Source organism: Aureibacter tunicatorum (assembly GCF_036492635.1).
Taxonomy (GTDB): domain Bacteria; phylum Bacteroidota; class Bacteroidia; order Cytophagales; family Cyclobacteriaceae; genus Aureibacter; species Aureibacter tunicatorum.
In genome coordinates this window covers 3243502-3263445 of the sequence record NZ_AP025305.1, presented here as the reverse complement: position 1 = coordinate 3263445, position 19944 = coordinate 3243502, and the positions used below count along the sequence as shown (strand labels likewise).

The following is a 19944-nucleotide window of genomic DNA, read 5'->3' as shown; positions in this document are numbered from 1 at the left end:
ACCTATCGGCCGTATTCTTTATTTAATTCCGATTCGATTTCCTTGAGTGTTTTGCAACTGTCTTTTATATGGCAATTTAGAAAGCTTCCAGTTGAGTCATATTCGATTTCGCAACAGTTTTCATAGAGTTCATAAAGTTTTTTTCGGCCTCTTTGGATTCTCATTTTAGTGGTGGAAAGTCCAAGCTCTAATTGAGAGGCAATATCTTTTTGAGGGATTCCTTCAATATCGCTCAATATCAACGGTTTTGAATATGCTTCAGGAAGAAGTTTGATCATGGGGATGATAAAGTCTGCTTCGATATCTTGTTCCGCTTTACTATCAAAATCTTCCTCAAGGTTCTGGATATCTATGGAAGAATCGTTTAATCCTCGTTTTTTAAATTGATCGATGATTTCATTTTTGGCGACTCTAAACAGCCAAGCTTTTATGTTATCGATTTCTTGAAGCTTATGGCATGACTCGACAAGTTTGAGCATCACTTCTTGGACAATGTCTTCCGCTTCATTTTTGTCTTTGATGTTTTTGATTGCGAAGGCTTTCAAGTAATCGTAATAGTTGCTAATGATTTCATTTAAGGGTTGCGAGCAGTTTTGTTCAGCCATAATATGCAGTAATTTGTTTAATTGAATATAGCCAAGGCTTCAATAAAACCTTGGCATTGGGTGTTTGTTTTTGACCAATTAGAACAGAATATTGAACAAGTATCCCGAAATGATCATTCCAATACCTATTGTGGCAAAGAATGCGATAACAAGTTTGGTTTTCATGACCTTTTTGAGCAATAAGAACTCTGGCAATGACAGTCCTATAGCTCCCATCATAAATGCTATAGCTGTTCCCATAGGCACCCCTTTAGCTATCAATGTGGTAATGATCGGAAGTATGCCTACAGCATCGGTATAGAGAGGGATGGCAAGGATCACTGCCAATGGAACTGCCCAAAAGCTTTCGCTTGACAAATACGTTTCAACGAAAGAGCTTGGCACAAAACCGTGTATGAAAGAGCCTATACCTAACCCTAAGAATACATAGGGACCGATTTTTTTAAGCGTTGTCATGGCAGTTTGATGTATTTCAGGCCATCTTTCTTTGAAGCTGAGCTTTGGACTATCTGCTTTCGTATTATTCACTTCTTGTCTTGCTAGATCTTTTACCCAATCGGCAACGTATTTCGCCATGCCTAGTTTTTCGAGTAATATTCCACCTATTACTCCCAAGGATATTCCGGTTAATATATATATGACAGTAATTTTCCATCCGAATGCGGACCAGAAGATAACGATAGCGATTTCATTGACCAAAGGAGAAGTGATGAGGAATGACAAGGCGATTCCAAGTGGAATTCTAGCTTGCATCATACCTATGAATAAAGGTATGGACGAGCAAGAGCAGAATGGAGTGATTGCTCCAAATATTGAAGCCATTAAGTTTCCTAAGCCAAGCGATTTGTTTCTTTCCAAATAGCCTTTGATTTTCTCCATTGGCAAATAATTATTGATGAAACCCATCAAGTAAGTGACCAATAGAACTAGCGTCATAATGAGAGTAACACCACTAAGAAAGTAATGCAAAGCATTTGCATATGGCGTTCCTTCTGTCATTTGCAATAATTGGTAGACAATATAGTCTGCCATTGAACCGTATATGTTTTCGAGAAATTTCATGACGAAAATTTTAAATTAGTGGAAGTTTGCGGTGAGCTTTTAGGAGGCCTGAAACCTCCTTGCTCATTATGCTTTGATCGCGTTTATGAGATCTTCCGCTTTTTTTAATTTGTTGTAATCATAGATTTTTCCATTGATAGCAAGAGATGGAAATGTCATTGTCCCATAGGACATCACTTCCGCCATATCGGTAATATCGATGATTTGAATATCGATTTCTTTCTTTTCAGCCAAAGATTCTAGTCTCTTTCTTATTTGAGGGTTTCCATTACCGCAACATGGCGCGTGAAGTATTTTGATTTCCGTTTTCATAGCCTTTCTATTTTGTTTTCATAGCGAAGACTGGAAAGCATGCGAAAAGACACATGTTTTGAAGTTTTTTTTAAAAAAAAATGAGACCATAAGAACAGGCCATCCAAGTAGGTAGTATTGTAGGGTTAGATTTAAAACCTTTTTTCTCTAAGCTCAAAAAGAATCCTTAAGGCAAGGCCTTTGATCAGCGAGTCAAGAAAGATATCCTCAAATTCGAACATGTTAAAGTTTTGCAAGGCTCGCATAATTTCAGCCATAGCATCTTGGTAGGGAAGATAATGCCATTTGTTCGAATAAGCAGTGACTCTGACATCAGAATACATTTTACGGTAAGCTTCGAGAAGGCTTTCTTCGCTCTGAGAGCTTTTCCTTTTGCTTGAATGAATTCCATGCACGACAAGCTCCCTGCCTGTCATCGTGGATGGTTCATGAGTTCTGACTTCTCGTATGAAATCGATGTCTTCGATATTCATTGCTCCAAAGCTCAGGTACGGATCAACAAATTTCTTTTTCCATAAATAATGGGCAGCATGGCACATGCCTCTCAGGTAATTCTTGTGAAACATAACTCCTATTTCAGCATTTTTTTCTTCCGCATGCTGAAGAAGCCTTGAGTAGGTGGTTTCTCTGCTTGATTCACTTGTGCAATCGATGCAATATTCGATTAAATGATCAAGGAATTCATTATAAGTCGTGCAAAGCCTTCTGTCGGAGATGCCTTTAATATTTTGAAGCGAGGCAGCTCCAAGTTGTTTGACAAAGTACATGGCTCTTTTTTCAAAAAATCGGATATAGTGATAATATGCTTCGGTCATTTGCTCAGGAATGTTCGAAAAGCTCATGCGTGAATGAACTCCATCCCATTGCGTGGGATTTCTGTCATTCCAATCAAATTCAGGTATTCGATGAGCAATTCTTTCTCGATATCTTCTATTGAGTCTTCTAAGTCTGTCTGATAAAGGATTGCTGGTATATGGGTCTGCTTCGATTCTCCATTGCGGCTGATTCATCGTTTGCTCTGGAATATTAGGCAATGATGGGAGACTTGGAGCAGGACCTTCTTGAGCTCGACGGCGTGTAAGTGTTCGCCATAGGCGTTGTCCCCAGCTTGTCTCTTCTACGGGTATGATTGATTCAACAGGGTATCTTTCATTGAGCATTCTTTGGGCATCGCGCTGAATCTCTATTTCTCTTGGGTCCAAATTCGCAACATGTTCGTGCAAATAACTTTTTGTGAAGTCCTTGTGTGTATCGTAGTCTGGTAGAAATACTCTCTCGCGATAGGTTTCTGTAAAATCATCATGTTGTTGGTAGTCCGGGGGAGGAGATGACGGAGGTTGTGGAAGAGAAATAGCGCCTAATTGCGGATCTAGCAATGTTGGCAGATTGTCAGCCTGGCTTTCTTGAGGCTCTGGTGTTGGAGGTGTGTCATCGGTTCCAATGTCCAAGCTTTCCGCTTTTTTGACAATTTCGACAAATTCATCTTCTTCGGTTACTTCGTATTGGCTGACATCGTAATCCTCTTCTTCGTTTTTTTTCTTTTTCTTGAAACGTTTAAGCATTGCTTGCACGACAGGCTGCTTGACACAGGCATTCGAGCTGGTCAGATTATTATTGCGTTTTCGGTTTGAATGTTTTGCTTTTGAAATGAGCAACATGCCTTTATTTTATGGCGTTTATGGCGGAGAACGATTTGTCGATTTGCAATGCTGAATCTATTTTATAGAATCAATTTAGAAGCATAATGTTGATTTATATTTTGGAAAAGAGTTCTGCTTATCTCAGTCAACTTCTAACTTTTTAGTGAATAAACCTTGACTAATAGGTTATAATAAAAGAAAATTGCTGTATGGAGGAAGATTATATCAAAAAAGTATCGTTGGGAAGTCATAAAGGCTTGATGTCGATTAATATGCTTAATGGGGAGCCTTGGGAAACATTTACCCGACACGGATTAAGCCCGCATAGGCATGAGTACTTTCAATTGATTTGTCTTCAAGATGCTAAGGGTACGCACTTGATCGAGGATAAAGTGTTTCCAATTCTTCCCGGTGCTGTGTTTTTGATATTGCCGCATCAGATCCATCATTTGCAAGCGGAAGGAAAAGTCAAGGGCTTTGTGATTAATTTTTCAGAGATGCTTCTGGCGGATGAGAAAGAATATGCGGAAGCATTGGCCTATTCTCCTGACTCTATTTGCTTGTACCTGAATGAAAAGGATCGTGAAATAATGTATAAGGAGTGCGAGCTTTTATGCGCGTATTACGAGGATCAAGATAATGAAGATCGGTTGAAATTGTGTCGATTGTATATTCAGATTTTATTGACAAAAATCAATAGGTGGAGAAAATCAAACGAGCAAAATACTTCCCATTCTCAAGACAGCAATTATGCTCTGCTTAATGATTTTATTTCCTTGGTAAAGGAGAATTTCGATCAAAAAAAGAAGCTTGAGTTTTACGCTCATTCATTGGGAGTTTCAGTTCGCAAGTTAAGCGGTTTGATCAAAATGAAGACGGGATTTCCGCCAGCGCAATTTATAGAGAAGTTCATAGCTCAAGAAGCCGCTCGAAGACTTCATTATTCAGATCAATCCATCAAGGAAATAGCGATGAGTTTGGGCTTTACGGATTTATCTTATTTTACAAAAGTGTTTAAAAAGCACTTTGAGATTACTCCTCAAAGCTATAGAAACAAAGTAAAGGGCTGATTTATCTGTGTCTATTCATATTAATTTTTTTAGATTGAAAGAAGGGATGTTATTTTTCATATATTTAGTTTTTCTATTTTTTAACATACTGATGCTTTCATGAAAAGACTAAGTAGAGGAGAATATTTTGGAACTCATTATAACAAGTTGATTTTAGATGATTGTACGATCACTGATACTGAATATGTGCATGAAAAAGTCGAATGGCACTATCATGAAAATCCGTATTTTACCTATCTGATTGAGGGCAGTGTATTTGAAGCGAACAAAAAGCAGGAATATGTTTTAAAGCCGGGCTCGCTTTTATTTCACAATTGTCAAGAAGCTCATTATAATATCAAGCCTCCAGGATACACAAGAGGGTTTCACATCGAATTGAATTCGTCATGGTTCAATATGAAGGATATTGATTTTAACAGGTTTGAAGGATGCATTCAGTTGGAAAATCCTTTTATCAAAGGTCTGATGAATAAAATTTTTTTGGAGTCCAAGATTAATGACACATTTAGCCAATTATCGGTTGACGCATTGATTGTGGCTATTTTTGATGCTTTTAAATACTCGGGAAGTGAGCTAATGTCAATAAAAAATCCAAGCTGGTTGAAGAAGTTGAATGAGTTGTTGATAGAGGGTCATGTGGAAATGAGTTTGACGATGTTGAGTGAGGAGTTGCAAATTCATCCCGTTCACTTGTCCAGAGAGTTTAGCAAGTATTTTGGGTCCACTTTCGGCCAATATGCCAGACAGATGAAGCTGAACAAAGCTATATTGTTGATAAATACCGGCAAGTTTTCAATGACCGAAGTATGCTATATGTGTGGGTTTTACGATCAAAGCCATTTTACCAATGCGTTTCGAAATTTCTATGGACATACGCCATTGAAAGTTTTGAAAAAAATCATTCAGGTTAAGAATTTACAATTTTAGTCTATCCAATCATAGGATATTGCGGATCAACTAATGATAATTTTATGAAAGCACTTTATGTATTTTCGGTAATATTCTTTACGATAGGGTTTACCGCTACTTCTCAAGATATGTCCGATTATAATGGCGATTGGGAAGGTCGATTGCAAAGCAAATCAGTATTTGATTTTGAAGTTGAAATTTTAAATTTGGGATCTGATGAGCCGTTATTTAGAATATCAAACGATGTTTCTGAAATGGTAAAGCCAGTCGTTGTTAATGATGGTCTCTTGAAAGCCAAGCTGGCTGAAAGAGTAGAATTTGTGGGCTATGAATCGGAAGGGAAAATTAGAGGCTTTGTTGCTTCTGGTTTGTTGCAATATCATGTTGTTTTAGACAAACGCAATGGAGTTTACTTTGGTGAATTGAATGCTTTGATCTTGGATCAATTAAGCTCTGATAAATTATATTTGAGTGTGGAGAACGGCTCTGGTGAGAACTATCAGGCTTATCCTATTTTTTCAGAAACTAGATTTACGGGAACGTGGTGTGCTGATTTTAAAAAAAATAATCAAGAAATTACCTTTCAGGATTTTAAAACAGGCTTGAATTTTAAAGGAATTTTAGAGCCGGGTAGAATCAATATGTCAATTTACTTGGGAGATGAGATGTTGGTTTCAAAAGTAAATATGTCTAGATCAAAAGGTTTATGGGAGTATACTGATTTTAATGGGGTTGATAGGGGCGATGATAGTCGAAAGGTCTCTCCATTGTTGATAAGAATGGACTCCTTGATAAATAATAACAGTTTGGAAAACACTCATAGTGTATTGATAAGCCGAAATGGGAAGTTGGTTTTTGAGAAGTACTATAATGGCTATACCGAACAAGTTCCACACGATACCAGATCGATGTCGAAAAGTGTATCGTCGGCAGTGATGGGAATATTGAAGGATCAAGGATTTTATAGCAATACTTCCCAGTCGGTTTTTGACTTTGTGGTCCCAAAGTATTTAAAATACCGAGATAGCTTGAAGAATGAAATTGATTTGCAAAGTTTATTGACGATGAGCTCTGGACTGGACGCAATTGACTTTGGGATAGATAGCATCTCTCAAGCTTCAGAAGATAAATATCAATCGACATTTGATTGGTTTGAAACTATTTTAAAAGCGCGAATGCTGTATTCTCCTAATGTGCATGCGAATTACGGCACTGCAAATCCGGCGCTGTTAGGCTTAGCCGCTAGAATGATGGTGGAAGAGCCGTTGAATATTTTTATGGATAAATATTTATTCGAAAAGCTGGATATTTCGAATTATGTTATTCAAACCGATAGGGAAGGTTATTCTTATTTTGGTGGAGGCATGTACTTGAGCCCTCGAGATATGTTGAAATTCGGAGAAATGTATTTGAATGAAGGCGTATGGGGAAGCGAGCGTATAATATCTAAGGAATGGATCCACGAGTCATTTAAAAAATATTTGCCTTTGGAAAATGCGAAGGACCAAAATATGTATGGTTATTTATGGTGGCATGGAGTGTATGAGCATAATGATTTTGAAGTTGCCACATTTGAAGCAAGAGGAGCCGGAGGACAATATGTTTTTGTGATTCCCAAGCTTGACGCTGTTGTTGTGATTACATCAGCGAATTTCAGAAATGGCAAGGTGCAGCAGCCTGAGAGAATATTTGAAGAGCATATTTTGCCGTTTTTATTGAATGAACAGTCAAAGACAGTTTATTGATATGAAGTAAATGCTTATATTAATTTGTACTTAATCGTTGATCGGTTAAGATTTAGTTTTTTTGATTATTGATAATAAGCGTTGATGTCATGGGATTTTTTGAATTGAATAAATGGAAGCTCAAGTTTTATTTTGTCTTTTGTTCTCTTGTGTGCAGTGTGGTAGCTGTAATAATTTGGAGCGTATTTTATTATTTAGAGGAACAGCTGAGTAATACAATAAGCCTTGTTATATTGCTTTTTGCATGTTTGATTCTGCCTTTGTATTTGCTTGGAATAAGCATCTTACAAGGGAAGACGGATTTAAAAAAGAGACAGAAAGCTTTTGGTACTTGGCCTTTTTCAGATTTGGTGAAAATCGGCTTCAAAAAGGTATACTTGTATGAAAGCAGTCGTTGGCATTTTTCAACATTAGTTTTGAAGGGAGAAATAAATGGTTTTACAATCGTGGCGGATGTTTATACCAAATTAACTCCTGATATTGTTCGTTTCAAGGTGTTAGTTGATGATGAAATCGAACATAATATCGAGATTTTTAAAGAAAATATCGAAAGAGAGTCTCATTGCTATGTGTTGAAGATTCCATTGAATAATCATGGATTAAAATCGGCGTTTTCATTAAAGCAAGAATTGGAAGACCTTGTCTATTTATTGAATAAAGGTGGACTTGTTCCATTGAGTTAATAAAAAATGTCAAAGAGCTTTGCAATTGCAAGGCTCTTTGGAGTTAAACCTATAAGGTTTTGATTTTAATTTTTTTCTTTATCCAATTCCAGTTTGATGAAATATTCGATAGTCTTTTTATCAATCTGTTGCGTGTTGAGCGTATGAGCTCTTAGGCATGAAAGCTTGATTACATTGGCGATGTTCGCTCCGGTAACCGAATGTTCTTTTGCTAAATATGCAGGCAATCCTTCTGGTTCGTATCTGAAGTTTTCAGGCAATGCTTTCTCCCAGAGGATCAACCTTTCTTTTTCTGAAGGAGGCGCCATGAATATGGAAGTGAGAATTCTTCTGCGGAATGCCTTGTCTAGGTTTTGGTTATAGTTGCTGGCAAGCAACACCAAGCCTTTGAATTGTTCGATTTTTTGAAGCAAATAAGCGACTTCTTGGTTGGCGTATCTGTCTTTGGAATCTTTGACTTCCGTTCTTTTGCCAAATAGCGCATCCGCTTCATCGAAGAAAAGTATGCAATCTTTGTCCTCAAGTCTTGCGAAGACTTTTTCTAGATTCTTCTCAGTTTCTCCAATGTATTTAGATACAATTCTTGATAAGTCTACAGCATAAACATCTACGCCCAATTCTTTGCCCATAGCTGCTACGGACATGGTTTTACCAGTTCCTGGAGGTCCGTAAAGCATGGCGACATATCCTTCTTTGACTTTTTGCTTGAAGGACTCATTGGAGTACATGGCATTTTTGTGGCGAACAAAATCCATCAACAAGTCCAATTGGTCTTTGACGCTGTCTTTGAGAACCAAGTCGTCCATTGTTTTATTTGTCGTAAGCTGAATCGCAGGGAATTCGGCGCTGACTTCAAGCTTTGGCTTTTTGCCGTTGAGCAGATATTGATAATAAGCCGGATGAATTGCCAATACAGCGTCTTCAAAACTAGTCGAATCATTTTCATCCATGATTAAGATACGTTCTTTGAAGAGCACGCTTTGGGCAAGCTGGTTTAAATAAACCGCCCTGTTCAGATAATCTTCGCCTGAAAGCAGATAAATGATACTTCTCAGGTTCAGAGTAGGTATCAAACGTTGCTTATCTTTTTGAAAGTAAACGTTTAGTTCTTCCTGAGAAAAAAGTTCTATGAATAATTGAGGCTCAAATTGAGAAAAGAATATAGCTGATAAAAGGAATTGCTCCGAAAGCGTCAAATTGAAACTTTTCGATATTTCGTCCCAATGGCTATTGGTTTCCATGGCAAACTGTTTCCTTATATCATAAATGTTCGAATGACTTTTTGATTCATCGGAAAAATTGTTCAGTCGAAAACCGATGATTTCTACTAACCACGCTTTAGTATGCATAAGCGCTTGAATATTATTCACTAAGGTTTGTGGGTACTTTTTGTTTTCAATATCCAATTGATCAAAATGCTCAAGAGTAGGAACTCCTTCTCTTTTCACAGTTTTCTTCTCTTCAAAAATCGCATCCGTAGCCATGATATATTAGATTGAACTTGTAAAATGTAAAAAACACGCCTCGAATATACTAAAACAAAATGTAAAAATGCATTTAGCTGTTTTATTATTGCAATTGAGCTTGTCTGAAGCAGTAATGAATTGAAGATGAAAAAATGGCAATAGCCTAGATCCAGAGGGGCTAGGCTATAAGAAATATTGAAGATTAAAGTTTTTATGCTTTTTCCAGTATTTTCGAATTAGTGGTTTGAATCATCGTTAGCTCTTCTTTTGATTTCATGAATTTTACGACAATGAGCGAAAGCAAGCATAATACAAAGGCGCCAATAAAAGGAAGTTTCCAATTAATCAACCAAATAAAACCACCGACAACAGGCAGCACAACAGCTGCTACATGATTAATGGCAAAGCCTACAGCCATTGAAGGGGCAATATCTTTTGGATCGGCAGTTTTTTGAAAATAAGTTTTGATGCCTATCGAGAAATTGAAAAACACATGGTCAAGAAGGTATAAAAAGGCCGCCACCCATGCGCTTTCTATTGTGGCGTAGGCGATAAAAATCAAGGCAAGCGAAATATACTCGATGCCAAGCATTTTTTTCTCACCGAATTTATTGATATACTTGGCGATTAATGGATTTGTGAAAATGGCGATAATATTATTGAGTACAAAGAGCATTGTGATTTGCATAAGCGAAAAACCGTACTTTTCCACGAGCAATAAAACCGCGAATACCACAAATATCTGTCTACGAGCTCCACTGAGTACGTTCAAAGCATAGAAAAGCCAATACTCCTTTTTGATGATCATTTTTTTGTTTTGAGGCACAGGTTGCTCGACATTGGGCATTTTGATATAAGCCCAGATTGCGATACCGATCACCAAGGCCCCAAGCACGATGTATAATTGTTGAAAATCTGAAACTTGAGACAACAAATAGACCATTCCCCCTACGAATATATTTGCTACAGCTGTCACGCTTCTAAGGTTTGCGAAAACTTTGGGGGACTCTAGCGTGTCGAAATGCTGTAGTGTTAGCGACTGATTGATCGTTTCATAATAATGAAATCCTACAGACATGATGAAAGTAGTCATCATCAAACCCCAAAAGCTCGGAAATAAACCAGTAAGCATTATACCCAAACCCATGATCAATGTTGACCATAGAATGAATTTCTCTTCTTTGACAAGCATTAAAATGAATACAGCTGTAAAGACCAAGAATCCGGGAACTTCTCGAAATGATTGAATCCCTCCGATTTGAAGTCCATTGAGCCCAATTTCATCCACTGCGAAATTATTGAAAAGCGTTCTCCATCCTTGAAAACCTATTGCCGCCGCTGTAGTCAACAAAAATAGGAAAGTGTACATTGGGTTGCCTTTTCGCAAATAACTAAGTATAGCTCTCAAATACATATGTCATAGTTTTGGTTGACTGCAAATAACGAGGAATGATCTTGGAATTTGCGACAAGAATAGGCAAACTTATGGTAATATTAAGCAAAAGAGTATTTTGAGCTTAGTATTTCTTGCCATGCTTATGCTCTCTAAGTTTATTGTATTGAATTTTTGCCAAAATATGGGTTTCTAGGTCAATGTTTAGATAAGCTGCCAGATCCATTATTCTTATCATGGTATCAGCTAGCTCGTCTTCGAATGAGTTTTTTATCTTGGCTTCAAACTCTTTTTTGAAAAGGGAGGCGTCTTCTTTCGTAAGATTAGGTGCCTGAATACCTTGAGAAATAGCGGAAGGCATTTCATGAGTATGTTTTTCAATACGGTGAGCTTCCAGTGCTTCACTGACTTCAGAGTGAATGAGACAAAGCAGTTCTCCTATGTTGCGTTCGTTTTCGTAAAACCCTTTTTCTTTATTATTTTGATGAATCTCCTTTGATAATTTGTTGATCATTTTTTGTGATAATTAATTGGCTAATTAGTCTTTGTTAAGATAGAAGGATTTATTCAAAGCCTGACAATTCATGAGTTAGATTAAATACATTGTCTTAACTCAATAGTTTTTCACAAGCTGATTTTGCTTGATGAATTGGCCAAGCTGCATTTTGAATTTGGGACAATATGATTGCTCCTTCCATTAACACTAGAACTTGATCCGCTAGATCATTCGTTTTATTTATGCTTAGTGAGCTTTCTTTGGATAATGATTTTCGAAGCCATGTTCTGAGGGAATTTTTGTGCGAGAGAACTTGCTCTTTGATTTTTAATTGATCTTTGGGCAAATCCGCAATGATATTTTGAAATCCGCAACCTCTGAAGTTTTCTGATGTCAACCAGTTGTCGAGATAATCGAAGCACATCGTTATTTTTTCATGCGAATGCTCCGCTTTGGATGTGAATTCTTCAAGAGCGTTCATCCAATTTTCATGTCTTCTTTCCAGATAAGCTACGGCAATATCTTCTTTTGATCTGAAATGCTGATACAAGCTCGCTTTTGCGACAGAAGCTTCTTCGATGATTTGGTTGATTCCTGTTTGATTGTATCCATCTTCGTAAAAAAGTCTGGAAGCTGCCTCAATCGTTCTTTCTTTGACGCTTTTTTTCTTTGCTTTTTCTTTAGCCATGGGTTTTACTGATAGTCATAATCAAATATACAACGAACAAACAGACTTGTTTGTATGAAGTTCTTTGATAATTGATTTTAATGAATAGCTTGAATATTAAATACTGACTTTCCCGTAGATTGGAAAGTGGTCGGAGCCACCCCCATGAAGAACCTCAGCATTTACTGGATTGATTTTGCCTTTAGCAAAGATATAGTCCAGCGTTAATATTGGAGGAATCTTGGCAGAGTTGGGAAAGTTGAACCTTTGATTAGTCCCTGATACGCTATGAAGATCTACCCATTGGGATTCCAATTCTCTGATTAGCGGTTCATAATGAGTTGTATTCAAGTCGCCAAGTAAAATTTGAGCGTCAAATTGTTCTTCATCAGCTTTTCCATTTATTCGCGCCAATTGGTTTTTTCGGTGTTCATAATTATTTAAATAGAGAGGAAGGAATTTGTTAGGGTTTTCAACAGCGATTGCTGGAGAAGCCAGATGAACGTTGGTTACTTGCATTTTTATTTTATTGACAGACACCGTCAAGACCTGCGCGTATGGCAAGTTATTGGAGTTGTAAAGAAATTCGTTGGATGTGATTTTGTATTTCGAATATATGCCCAATCCATGAGTTCCTTTCATCGCTAGTGTTTTTTTGTATCGATATTCAGACGAAAGTTGCTTGTCAAGCAATTGTTTTAATTTTGGTGTCAGTTCTTGAATTGCGATAATATCCGGATTCTTTTTTTTGATAATGTTGATGGAAGATTTTGGCTGATGGTTTTTGAAGAAAATATTATAGGTCATAAATGATATTTCAGTCGTTTTGCCCGAAGCTTTCAGGGACTCTTTGCCTATATTTGTCCAGCTTAATTCTAACAGCAATATCAACATTGTCGCAATGGGAATCGTTTTCCATTTTCGTTTGCTCTGCCTTTTATACAGAAGATAAAAGACCAATAAAGCGATAAGAAACAATACCCAGCGGAATAAAATCAGAAATGTCCCAAGAAGAAAATTATCTCTTCCAATCACCGAAAAGCAAGCTAAAGAAAATACAGCCAGAATTATTATTCTTACAAAAATACTTAATTGATATGTTTTCATGGCATATTTTCTATTCTATTGATCATTTGCATACTCTAAGATAATAAGCCAAAAAATATATGCAATCTCCACTATAATTAATATCGTTATTTTCTGAAAAGTCTCGCTTCAAAAGTCAAAATATGGAGAAAATAAAAATTATTGAGATTGTGTTTAGCAGACGGATTGAAGGCGGTCTAATAGGATAGGATGAGTTGATTTTGTGATAGTTGATATTGATTTTTTCGTTATAGATTAGCTCTGCGTTCTTTTGGAGTATAGTCAAAAGGATAGGTTTATATTGAGCGGAAAAAATAATCTATTTCAACATGGAAAAGCGGCCGGAATTGATCATTCGATTGACACAGGTGAAAATAGCTGTTTGCTTGCCTGAGCTACTGTTTTGCATATTAAATCTCGAAGTGATTTTGCTCTTATTCAATGTGGCTATTTTGGATAACGAAATATGGGTGAGGTCTGTGTCTACTTTGGGCATTACGTTATTTTTAACAATGGTTTGGAATGTCGCATTGAGAGAGTTGGAGTGATATCTTTATTCTAAAGATAAAATGAGCTTTGAAGATGTAATAGGAAGGGAAGTATATGCCCCTTCCATTGTACTGATTTAATTCAGCTGTTTATTTTATAAAGTCGATGATTCTTTCTTCTATCTGAAGCGTATTTTGAGAAGAGACCTCTTTGGTTTCAATAGAATACAAAGGCCAGCCTGAATCGTGTATTTGGCTATAGAGATAAGTTTCATTTTTTACGGTAGGAAAATCATCCCATTTCGGTTCAGGTTGCTTCATCATCTTGGCAAGTTCGCATAGATAATCATAGGTAACTTTGGTAAGTTGTATGGAATTGACTTTTTGATGGAGTTTTAAATCAACGATATAATCATCAGGATATATATTATCCAGCCATACATTGATATTTGCGTCAAAAGGCTCTCCTCCCAACATATTAGCGACTTGAGTATCGGCATGCACTTCCTTGTTGAATTGATATTTTCCTCCATGGAAGCTATGAAATTGGATGATTTCGTTGATGGCCCCTTTTTCTATGCTTTCTTTCGAGCTGTACATGTTCGATGCTTGCTTGATGATTTTGTTAATATTGGGGATATGCGCAAGATCTTTTTTGAGTTGCTTCATGCTTTTGTTGATGTACTCTGAAACCTCTTTCCAGTTCACGACTTCTTTGACCATTCCCATTTCATCAGTTTTGATGACCACTTTCATGTCAGTGTTCAATTCAAAAAGCTTTTCCATGATTTCATTTTCAGTTTCCAAAGCATAATCATGATAAAACCACTCTACGGTGTATTCATGAGCAGTTGAATCCAAAACGGAGATGTCTACGCTGTAAGAATAGGCTTCTGCCACAGTCGTATCTTTGCCAATGACTTTGTATTTGTTTTGACTGATTTTGTAGCTGTGAGCTTCTCCTTTGTCCCAATAGCTTATGGCTTGAAAAGAAGAATCCGCCATATTGATTTGTGCATGAACATTTAAACTCATGATAATAAATAAGGCGAATGTTAAGTAGTATTTCATTTCAGTTGGTGTAAAAAATTGAATAATGCTTATTTGTCAAAAATATAAAGAATGCTTTGCATATAGTTGTGGTTTCTTTAAAATTTTAGATTTAATGGCTTGAATATGAATTATTTGATTGATATTTTTTGTTTTTGATCTTCGGTGATATGCGTTGTGATTTATTTCATGTTTATGAATTCTGTTCTTAGGGTGAAAGAAAAAAGGATAGTTTTTCAACATTAGTCTAATGTAATTAATCTTTAGGTTAAATATTAATTAACATGGCAAACAGTCTTTAATTGTGAAGATTTTAATAGGCGGTAAAGGTCTTTCACTTTAGTTTTTATGAATAAATAGTGTTCTGGATAGCAGTGAGGCAACATTTTTGCTATTGGAATCGTATAACTATGGAATTGATAAGATATTTTCTCCTCAATATGAAATTATAAAGGGAGATAGGTTGCGTCGCTTTTTGAAATTTGCAAATAATAACAAGTTTAGTTTAATTTTTTTGTATATTTGCAAGCTTAATTTTTGGACTATATTTACGAATGATTCGCACATTAAATGGATTGAATATGACAGAAAGCTTAAACATTAGTGAATTCTCGGTTTCGGTTTTCAAGTTTTTGACAGATGTTTTTAGTTTCAATCTCGGTTACTCCAAAGAGGAGATGAATTTTCACTTTTTTCAAGGTCTCAGCAAGTTTACAGACGAATCTGAAGACGCTGAAGTTTCGATATATTATATTCCGTCGAAACAGAAGTCTTTTTATGGCAATGATGTTGATTTGTTCATGGAAGAAGAGTCGGGGCAGTATCGATGGTACGCATTGAAGACCAATATCATGCATTTCAATGGCGCATACAAGGATTTGAAGTTCAATCCCAAGGCTAAAGAGCAAGTTTGGGACAGGCTTCTGAGGCATGAGCAAAATTTTGGCAGCAAGTCTTATTATCTGTTTTATTCCGGCAAGACCAGAAGTTTGCATGAACTGCCGGAAAGCGTTAGGGAGGATTTCTTGGGCAAGCCGACTTTGCCTGAGGTTGGATTGGGAATAGTTGAAACGTCAGAAATCAAGCGTATCAGAGAAAATGAAATCAAGCCATATGGATTGTTTTATTTTCATCATGTTTTTCCCGAGCATATGGATTCTATTCGCAAATTGTTTGGAGGGAAGGAGTTCATGCCGTCTACATCCAAGGTGTATAGTTTGCAAGAAGCATTGCCTTCAGCATATAAACAGCTAAAGCGCAAGCATTTTGATATTGCGGAAAGGTTGGCGCACAAAAAAGTGGACATGGGTTCGACGAGCGGTTTGGCTCCCATAAGAATAATTGTCAAGAGAAACCTATATTGATAAAAACCGACCGTTTGCTATTCATTTTTTCGACTTAGTTGAAAATAATTCAGATTCATTTTTTTTCGATCTAATTTCATAAAAATCAAAATGCTAAAATTATGAAAACGAGATCAATTTTTTTATTGCTGTTTGTGGTTTTGACTTGTGGTCAGATGATTAATGCCAAAGCTCAAATGCGGATAAATCCGGAGGAACTTGTCCTGAGAGAAAAGCAAAATCTTTATTCCAAGCTGAATGACTTGACGGAAGACCAAACGTTCATTATAGATGGAATATATGATGAATTGGTGGTTTCGATGAAAGAGCTAAGGAATGAAGTTAGAAAGTCAGGCGACAGATCGCAAATGAGAGAGAAAGTGATGAAGTTGTTTGAAGAAAAGGATGGTTTGATGAAGGACGTATTGAATGAGAGCCAATTCAATGTGTATACTGAAATGGTAAGCAAACAACGTGAGGAGAGAAAGAAAAGAATGCAGACTCGAAATAAAAACATGCAACCATGAAGCATGCTTTAATATTTGTAGTGGCTTATTTTCTTTTTGTTAGCAATGGCTTGTCGCAAGTAATTCTTTCAGGAAAACTTTTAGACGCTGAAGACAGCTCGCCAATTCCCGGAGCCACGATCCAGTTGTATAATATCAAAGATTCCACAGCTTCAAAGTTTGTAGCAAGTGATGGTCAAGGTTTATTCTCATTTCGCGATGTTGACAGAGCTTTTTATAAATTAAAAGTCAAGTCCATGGGATATAAGCCTTATTCACGCTTGATGAGAGTAGGCGAAGAAAGCGTGGATTTAGGAGCGGTGAATTTGCAACCGGATTCTAAAGTGTTGGAGTCTGTTCAGGTTGATGGAAAGGTTGTTCCCATGGAGCAAAAAGGAGATACCATAGTATACAATGCAGATGCGTATAAAGTGAACCCGGATGCCAACACCAAAGATTTAGTATCTAAAATGGCAGGCATAGTGGTCGAAAGTTCTGGAGTGACAGCTAATGGAGAAACCGTTGAACAGGTGTTGTTGGATGGCAAGCGTTTCTTTGGAAAGGATCCCTTGTTGTCTTTGAATTCTATTCCTGCGGATGTCGTGGATAAGGTTGAGGTGTATGACGAACAAAGCGAAAGGTCGAGAATGACTGGCGTGGATGATGGAAATACAACCAAAACAATGAATGTGGTAACGAAGGAGGATAAACGTACTGGCGTGTTTGGAAATGCTTATGCTGGGTACGGAACAGACGATCGTTATTCGGCGGGATTTAATGTAAGCGCGTTTGACAAAGACAAGCGACTTACGGTCATTGGAATGTCGAATGATGTGAATCAGCAGAACTTTAGTTCTGAGGATCTTGCGGGGATATCAGGAGGACGAAGAAGAGGAATGCGAAGCGGGCAATCTGATAATAGCATGACCGGAGCTCAAGAAGGAATTTCGCAAACCCATGCCCTGGGAACAAACTATGTGGATGATTTAGGAGAGAAAGCGTTGCTGGAAGGAAGTTACTTTTTTAATCAGGGGAATAATGTGAATGATCAGGTTTTGAGTAGAGAGACGTTCAACCCAAATGGCAATCAGATATATAATGAACAAAAATCGAGTAATTCGACAAATGATAATCATCGTTTGAATACTCGTTTGGAATACAATATCAATGATAAGAACATGTTGGTGGTGAAGCCTAGCTTGAGTTATCAAAAAAACGAGTCCAATGAGCATACATTAGGCCGAACGGAAACACTTGATGGGGAAGAGTTAAGCTCTACAGACAATGTGTTTTCATCCAATGTGGAAGTGTTTAATTTTAGCAATGACTTGACATTTGTTCATAAGTTTGAGAAAATAGGACGTTCGATTTCATTTGATCTGAATACAAATTACAAGACTTCGGACGATTTAAGCATTTTTAGTGATAATCAAGCGGATTCTATTGTCAATTTTGATAATCAACAGATTGAAACAGGCTTTACTGCCAAAGCATTGTATAGCGAGCCTGTTTGGAGCGCAGGCATTCTTTCAGCTGGATATGAAATTCAGCTTTCTCAAAGAGAGTTTGCCAAAGAAGCTTTTGAAGGAGGAGATGCTGAATTTGTCGAAAGCCAGCTTTCCGCTTTGTCAGGAAATGTTAATAGCGATTTAATAGCTCATAGGGGAATTTTAAACTTCACGAATACGGAATTCGGAAAGTTTTTCAATATAGGTCTAGTCGCTCAAAGTTTGTCTTTGCAAAACAATATGGATAATGGCAGAGATGAACGAAAGACTTATTTGAATTTATTGCCTGTGGCTATGGGGAAGCTGGATATCGGAAAAAGTTCAAGTATTTTCTTTCGATACAAGACAAGCACGGTAGCGCCTTCGACTTCCCAATTGCTTGAAGTGGTTGACAATACCAACCCGCTATTTGTAAGTTTGGGAAATGCAGACTTGGATCAGTCGTATCAACATAATCTAATGCTGAGGTTTCAAAAAGTGAATGTGGATAAGAATACATCGCTCAGCAATTTCACTAGACTAATGTATACGAAGGATTATGTGGGAAATGAAACGGCTATCGTGGCAAAAGATACTGTGATTAATGGTGTCGCGTTGAGTAGAGGCGCGCAAGTTTCCAAACCGGTTAATTTGGACGGATATTGGTCGGCGATCAATAGCACTACCTATAGCTTTATTGTGCCTTGGATAAAAAGCAAAATGAATTTAACTGCCAATGGAGGATATGTCAGACTGCCTGGCGTTAATGATGATGAAATGAATATTTCAGAGACTTGGACCGCAGGCATGAAGCTGTCGCTAGTTAGCAATATAAGCGAAAACTTTGACTTCAATATATTCTACAAGGTTGATGGGAATTGGGTGGAAAACAGTGTGGAGAGCATAGGAAGCAATCGATATTCATTGCAGAATATAGGAGGCAAGATAAATGTGATATTTGGCAATGGCTTTGTCTTCAGAAGCGATTGGTCGCATCAGATCTATCATGGAGTCAACGAAGAGTTTAATACGCAATATACGCTATGGAATATGGCTTTGGCTAAGAAGTTCTTGAAAGACAAATCCGCCGAAGTTGAAGTTTCAGTTTATGACTTATTGGGACAAAACCAGAGCGTCTCGCAAACTGTCAATGCTTCATATATCGAAGAAAGAAATGTTCAAGTATTGCAGCAGTATTTTATGGTAAAACTGAGCTATACGCTCAGACATTTTAAGAAAGCATAATTCATTTAGCTTAAAGGTATTGAAAACGCCTTTAAGCTATCATTTCCTCTTTGGTTTTTTCTAAAACTTTGGCAAAAACATAATTTATTTCAGTGGCCAATTCAACGCAACAATTATAATAAGCTAGATTTTCCTTTTGAGTGTTGTCATATTCTCCCGGGTCGTTAAACGGCAAGCTAACTTTAAATATGGATCCGACTTGTATTGGACAATTTTGTTCAGCATGGCTGCATGTCATGATTGCATAGTAATTGTCTTTTGGATTTTTTGAGTCGTCGAATTTTTTTGAGAAGAACTCAGTCCCCTTTTGGTTGATGCTATGCTCTAAGTAATAAACGGGATTGTCGGAGTTGGTTTGTTTTTGAGCTCTGAAACCAATGTTTTTGAGTGTTTTTATCACATTGGAATGAATGCTTGTGACTTGAGAACCGCCTGAATATACTTCCAACATAGAATTATTGAGCCCATAATATCCTGCGATAGCCTCGGTCAATGCTTGCGCGATTTGGCTTCTTCGCGAGTTGTGCGTGCATACATAGACGATCTTTGCTTTATCATGAAGTTTCAATGTTGACTTGATGCATCTGGCCAAAGTGTCTAATTTCCTTATTCTATCTGGTTGTAAATGAGATGTTTCCTTATTGACGTTTTCAATAAATTGCTGAAGAGATGGATAAAGCAATACCATAAG

General features: G+C 37.1%; 19 protein-coding genes. 8 read left to right on the top strand and 11 right to left on the bottom strand.

Annotated features, from left to right (window positions below; translation table 11 throughout):
• Window positions 1-2: 2 nt before the first annotated feature.
• The 4 genes from AABK36_RS13765 to AABK36_RS13750 all read right to left on the bottom strand — a co-directional run bounded on the left by AABK36_RS13765 (window position 3) and on the right by AABK36_RS13750 (window position 3637).
• The gene (locus tag AABK36_RS13765; protein WP_309938329.1) at window positions 3-605 is read right to left on the bottom strand and encodes a sigma-70 family RNA polymerase sigma factor; all 603 of its coding nucleotides are present in this window, start codon (window positions 603-605) and stop codon (window positions 3-5) included.
• Window positions 606-683: 78 nt separating this feature from the next.
• Window positions 684-1667 carry a permease gene (locus tag AABK36_RS13760; RefSeq protein WP_309938330.1) on the bottom strand — a complete coding sequence of 328 codons (984 nt, stop codon included), beginning with the start codon at window positions 1665-1667 and terminating at the stop codon, window positions 684-686.
• Between the two features lie 66 nt (window positions 1668-1733).
• A complete protein-coding gene (locus AABK36_RS13755) occupies window positions 1734-1979 on the bottom strand; it encodes a thioredoxin family protein (RefSeq protein WP_309938332.1) in 246 nt (81 codons plus the stop codon).
• A gap of 131 nt (window positions 1980-2110) precedes the next feature.
• On the bottom strand, window positions 2111-3637 hold the full coding sequence (locus AABK36_RS13750; protein WP_309938333.1) for a hypothetical protein: 1527 nt from the start codon (window positions 3635-3637) through the stop codon (window positions 2111-2113).
• A gap of 191 nt (window positions 3638-3828) precedes the next feature.
• On the opposite strand from AABK36_RS13750, the gene AABK36_RS13745 reads away from it, so the two are divergent.
• The 4 genes from AABK36_RS13745 to AABK36_RS13730 all read left to right on the top strand — a co-directional run bounded on the left by AABK36_RS13745 (window position 3829) and on the right by AABK36_RS13730 (window position 8026).
• Complete coding sequence (locus tag AABK36_RS13745; RefSeq protein ID WP_309938335.1) at window positions 3829-4689, top strand: AraC family transcriptional regulator; 861 nt, start codon at window positions 3829-3831, stop codon at window positions 4687-4689.
• Between the two features lie 99 nt (window positions 4690-4788).
• The gene (locus AABK36_RS13740) at window positions 4789-5616 is read left to right on the top strand and encodes a helix-turn-helix transcriptional regulator (RefSeq protein WP_309938336.1); all 828 of its coding nucleotides are present in this window, start codon (window positions 4789-4791) and stop codon (window positions 5614-5616) included.
• A gap of 44 nt (window positions 5617-5660) precedes the next feature.
• Window positions 5661-7343 (top strand): serine hydrolase domain-containing protein, encoded by a 1683-nt coding sequence (locus AABK36_RS13735; protein ID WP_309938337.1) that lies wholly within the window; start codon window positions 5661-5663, stop codon window positions 7341-7343.
• Between the two features lie 89 nt (window positions 7344-7432).
• On the top strand, window positions 7433-8026 hold the full coding sequence (locus AABK36_RS13730; protein WP_309938338.1) for a hypothetical protein: 594 nt from the start codon (window positions 7433-7435) through the stop codon (window positions 8024-8026).
• A 65-nt stretch (window positions 8027-8091) separates the two neighbouring features.
• Here AABK36_RS13730 and AABK36_RS13725 read toward each other — a convergent pair whose 3' ends face one another.
• From AABK36_RS13725 to AABK36_RS13705, 5 genes are all read right to left on the bottom strand, one after another.
• The gene (locus tag AABK36_RS13725; protein ID WP_309938339.1) at window positions 8092-9510 is read right to left on the bottom strand and encodes an ATP-binding protein; all 1419 of its coding nucleotides are present in this window, start codon (window positions 9508-9510) and stop codon (window positions 8092-8094) included.
• Between the two features lie 193 nt (window positions 9511-9703).
• Window positions 9704-10906, bottom strand: a complete 1203-nt coding sequence (locus AABK36_RS13720) for an MFS transporter (RefSeq protein ID WP_309938340.1) — start codon at window positions 10904-10906, stop codon at window positions 9704-9706.
• Window positions 10907-11009: 103 nt separating this feature from the next.
• Window positions 11010-11399, bottom strand: coding sequence for a nucleoside triphosphate pyrophosphohydrolase family protein (locus AABK36_RS13715; RefSeq protein WP_309938341.1), 390 nt, complete (start codon window positions 11397-11399; stop codon window positions 11010-11012).
• 94 nt (window positions 11400-11493) lie between these two features.
• A complete protein-coding gene (locus AABK36_RS13710) occupies window positions 11494-12069 on the bottom strand; it encodes a TetR/AcrR family transcriptional regulator (RefSeq protein WP_309938342.1) in 576 nt (191 codons plus the stop codon).
• A 96-nt stretch (window positions 12070-12165) separates the two neighbouring features.
• The gene (locus tag AABK36_RS13705) at window positions 12166-13155 is read right to left on the bottom strand and encodes an endonuclease/exonuclease/phosphatase family protein (protein ID WP_309938343.1); all 990 of its coding nucleotides are present in this window, start codon (window positions 13153-13155) and stop codon (window positions 12166-12168) included.
• Window positions 13156-13463: 308 nt separating this feature from the next.
• On the opposite strand from AABK36_RS13705, the gene AABK36_RS13700 reads away from it, so the two are divergent.
• Window positions 13464-13682, top strand: a complete 219-nt coding sequence (locus tag AABK36_RS13700) for a hypothetical protein (protein ID WP_309938344.1) — start codon at window positions 13464-13466, stop codon at window positions 13680-13682.
• Between the two features lie 90 nt (window positions 13683-13772).
• Here AABK36_RS13700 and AABK36_RS13695 read toward each other — a convergent pair whose 3' ends face one another.
• Window positions 13773-14693: a hypothetical protein gene (locus tag AABK36_RS13695; RefSeq protein WP_309938345.1), complete on the bottom strand. Its 921-nt coding sequence runs from the start codon at window positions 14691-14693 to the stop codon at window positions 13773-13775.
• Window positions 14694-15253: 560 nt separating this feature from the next.
• Between AABK36_RS13695 and AABK36_RS13690 the strand changes: the two genes are divergently transcribed.
• From AABK36_RS13690 to AABK36_RS13680, 3 genes are all read left to right on the top strand, one after another.
• Window positions 15254-16036, top strand: coding sequence for a hypothetical protein (locus AABK36_RS13690; protein ID WP_309938346.1), 783 nt, complete (start codon window positions 15254-15256; stop codon window positions 16034-16036).
• Window positions 16037-16137: 101 nt separating this feature from the next.
• Window positions 16138-16542: a hypothetical protein gene (locus AABK36_RS13685; RefSeq protein WP_309938347.1), complete on the top strand. Its 405-nt coding sequence runs from the start codon at window positions 16138-16140 to the stop codon at window positions 16540-16542.
• The gene (locus tag AABK36_RS13680; protein ID WP_309938348.1) at window positions 16539-19253 is read left to right on the top strand and encodes an outer membrane beta-barrel protein; all 2715 of its coding nucleotides are present in this window, start codon (window positions 16539-16541) and stop codon (window positions 19251-19253) included. The genes AABK36_RS13685 and AABK36_RS13680 overlap by 4 nt, the downstream gene beginning before the upstream one ends.
• A 31-nt stretch (window positions 19254-19284) precedes the next feature.
• Here the strand turns inward: AABK36_RS13680 and AABK36_RS13675 are convergent, their stop codons facing one another.
• Complete coding sequence (locus tag AABK36_RS13675; protein ID WP_309938349.1) at window positions 19285-19941, bottom strand: arsenate reductase/protein-tyrosine-phosphatase family protein; 657 nt, start codon at window positions 19939-19941, stop codon at window positions 19285-19287.
• Between the last annotated feature and the right edge of the window lie 3 nt (window positions 19942-19944).

What these genes read in the sequence shown, in the direction of transcription:
- AABK36_RS13690 (WP_309938346.1), top strand. Translation starts at nt 15,254, where the DNA reads ATGACAGAAAGCTTAAACATTAGTGAATTCTCGGTTTCGGTTTTCAAG.
- AABK36_RS13685 (WP_309938347.1), top strand. Translation starts at nt 16,138, where the DNA reads ATGAAAACGAGATCAATTTTTTTATTGCTGTTTGTGGTTTTGACTTGT.
- AABK36_RS13750 (WP_309938333.1), bottom strand. Translation starts at nt 3,637, where the DNA reads ATGTTGCTCATTTCAAAAGCAAAACATTCAAACCGAAAACGCAATAAT.
- AABK36_RS13715 (WP_309938341.1), bottom strand. Translation starts at nt 11,399, where the DNA reads ATGATCAACAAATTATCAAAGGAGATTCATCAAAATAATAAAGAAAAA.
- AABK36_RS13745 (WP_309938335.1), top strand. Translation starts at nt 3,829, where the DNA reads ATGGAGGAAGATTATATCAAAAAAGTATCGTTGGGAAGTCATAAAGGC.
- AABK36_RS13720 (WP_309938340.1), bottom strand. Translation starts at nt 10,906, where the DNA reads ATGTATTTGAGAGCTATACTTAGTTATTTGCGAAAAGGCAACCCAATG.
- AABK36_RS13710 (WP_309938342.1), bottom strand. Translation starts at nt 12,069, where the DNA reads ATGGCTAAAGAAAAAGCAAAGAAAAAAAGCGTCAAAGAAAGAACGATT.
- AABK36_RS13740 (WP_309938336.1), top strand. Translation starts at nt 4,789, where the DNA reads ATGAAAAGACTAAGTAGAGGAGAATATTTTGGAACTCATTATAACAAG.
- AABK36_RS13675 (WP_309938349.1), bottom strand. Translation starts at nt 19,941, where the DNA reads ATGGTATTGCTTTATCCATCTCTTCAGCAATTTATTGAAAACGTCAAT.
- AABK36_RS13700 (WP_309938344.1), top strand. Translation starts at nt 13,464, where the DNA reads ATGGAAAAGCGGCCGGAATTGATCATTCGATTGACACAGGTGAAAATA.
- AABK36_RS13695 (WP_309938345.1), bottom strand. Translation starts at nt 14,693, where the DNA reads ATGAAATACTACTTAACATTCGCCTTATTTATTATCATGAGTTTAAAT.
- AABK36_RS13735 (WP_309938337.1), top strand. Translation starts at nt 5,661, where the DNA reads ATGAAAGCACTTTATGTATTTTCGGTAATATTCTTTACGATAGGGTTT.
- AABK36_RS13730 (WP_309938338.1), top strand. Translation starts at nt 7,433, where the DNA reads ATGGGATTTTTTGAATTGAATAAATGGAAGCTCAAGTTTTATTTTGTC.
- AABK36_RS13725 (WP_309938339.1), bottom strand. Translation starts at nt 9,510, where the DNA reads ATGGCTACGGATGCGATTTTTGAAGAGAAGAAAACTGTGAAAAGAGAA.
- AABK36_RS13755 (WP_309938332.1), bottom strand. Translation starts at nt 1,979, where the DNA reads ATGAAAACGGAAATCAAAATACTTCACGCGCCATGTTGCGGTAATGGA.
- AABK36_RS13765 (WP_309938329.1), bottom strand. Translation starts at nt 605, where the DNA reads ATGGCTGAACAAAACTGCTCGCAACCCTTAAATGAAATCATTAGCAAC.
- AABK36_RS13680 (WP_309938348.1), top strand. Translation starts at nt 16,539, where the DNA reads ATGAAGCATGCTTTAATATTTGTAGTGGCTTATTTTCTTTTTGTTAGC.
- AABK36_RS13705 (WP_309938343.1), bottom strand. Translation starts at nt 13,155, where the DNA reads ATGAAAACATATCAATTAAGTATTTTTGTAAGAATAATAATTCTGGCT.
- AABK36_RS13760 (WP_309938330.1), bottom strand. Translation starts at nt 1,667, where the DNA reads ATGAAATTTCTCGAAAACATATACGGTTCAATGGCAGACTATATTGTC.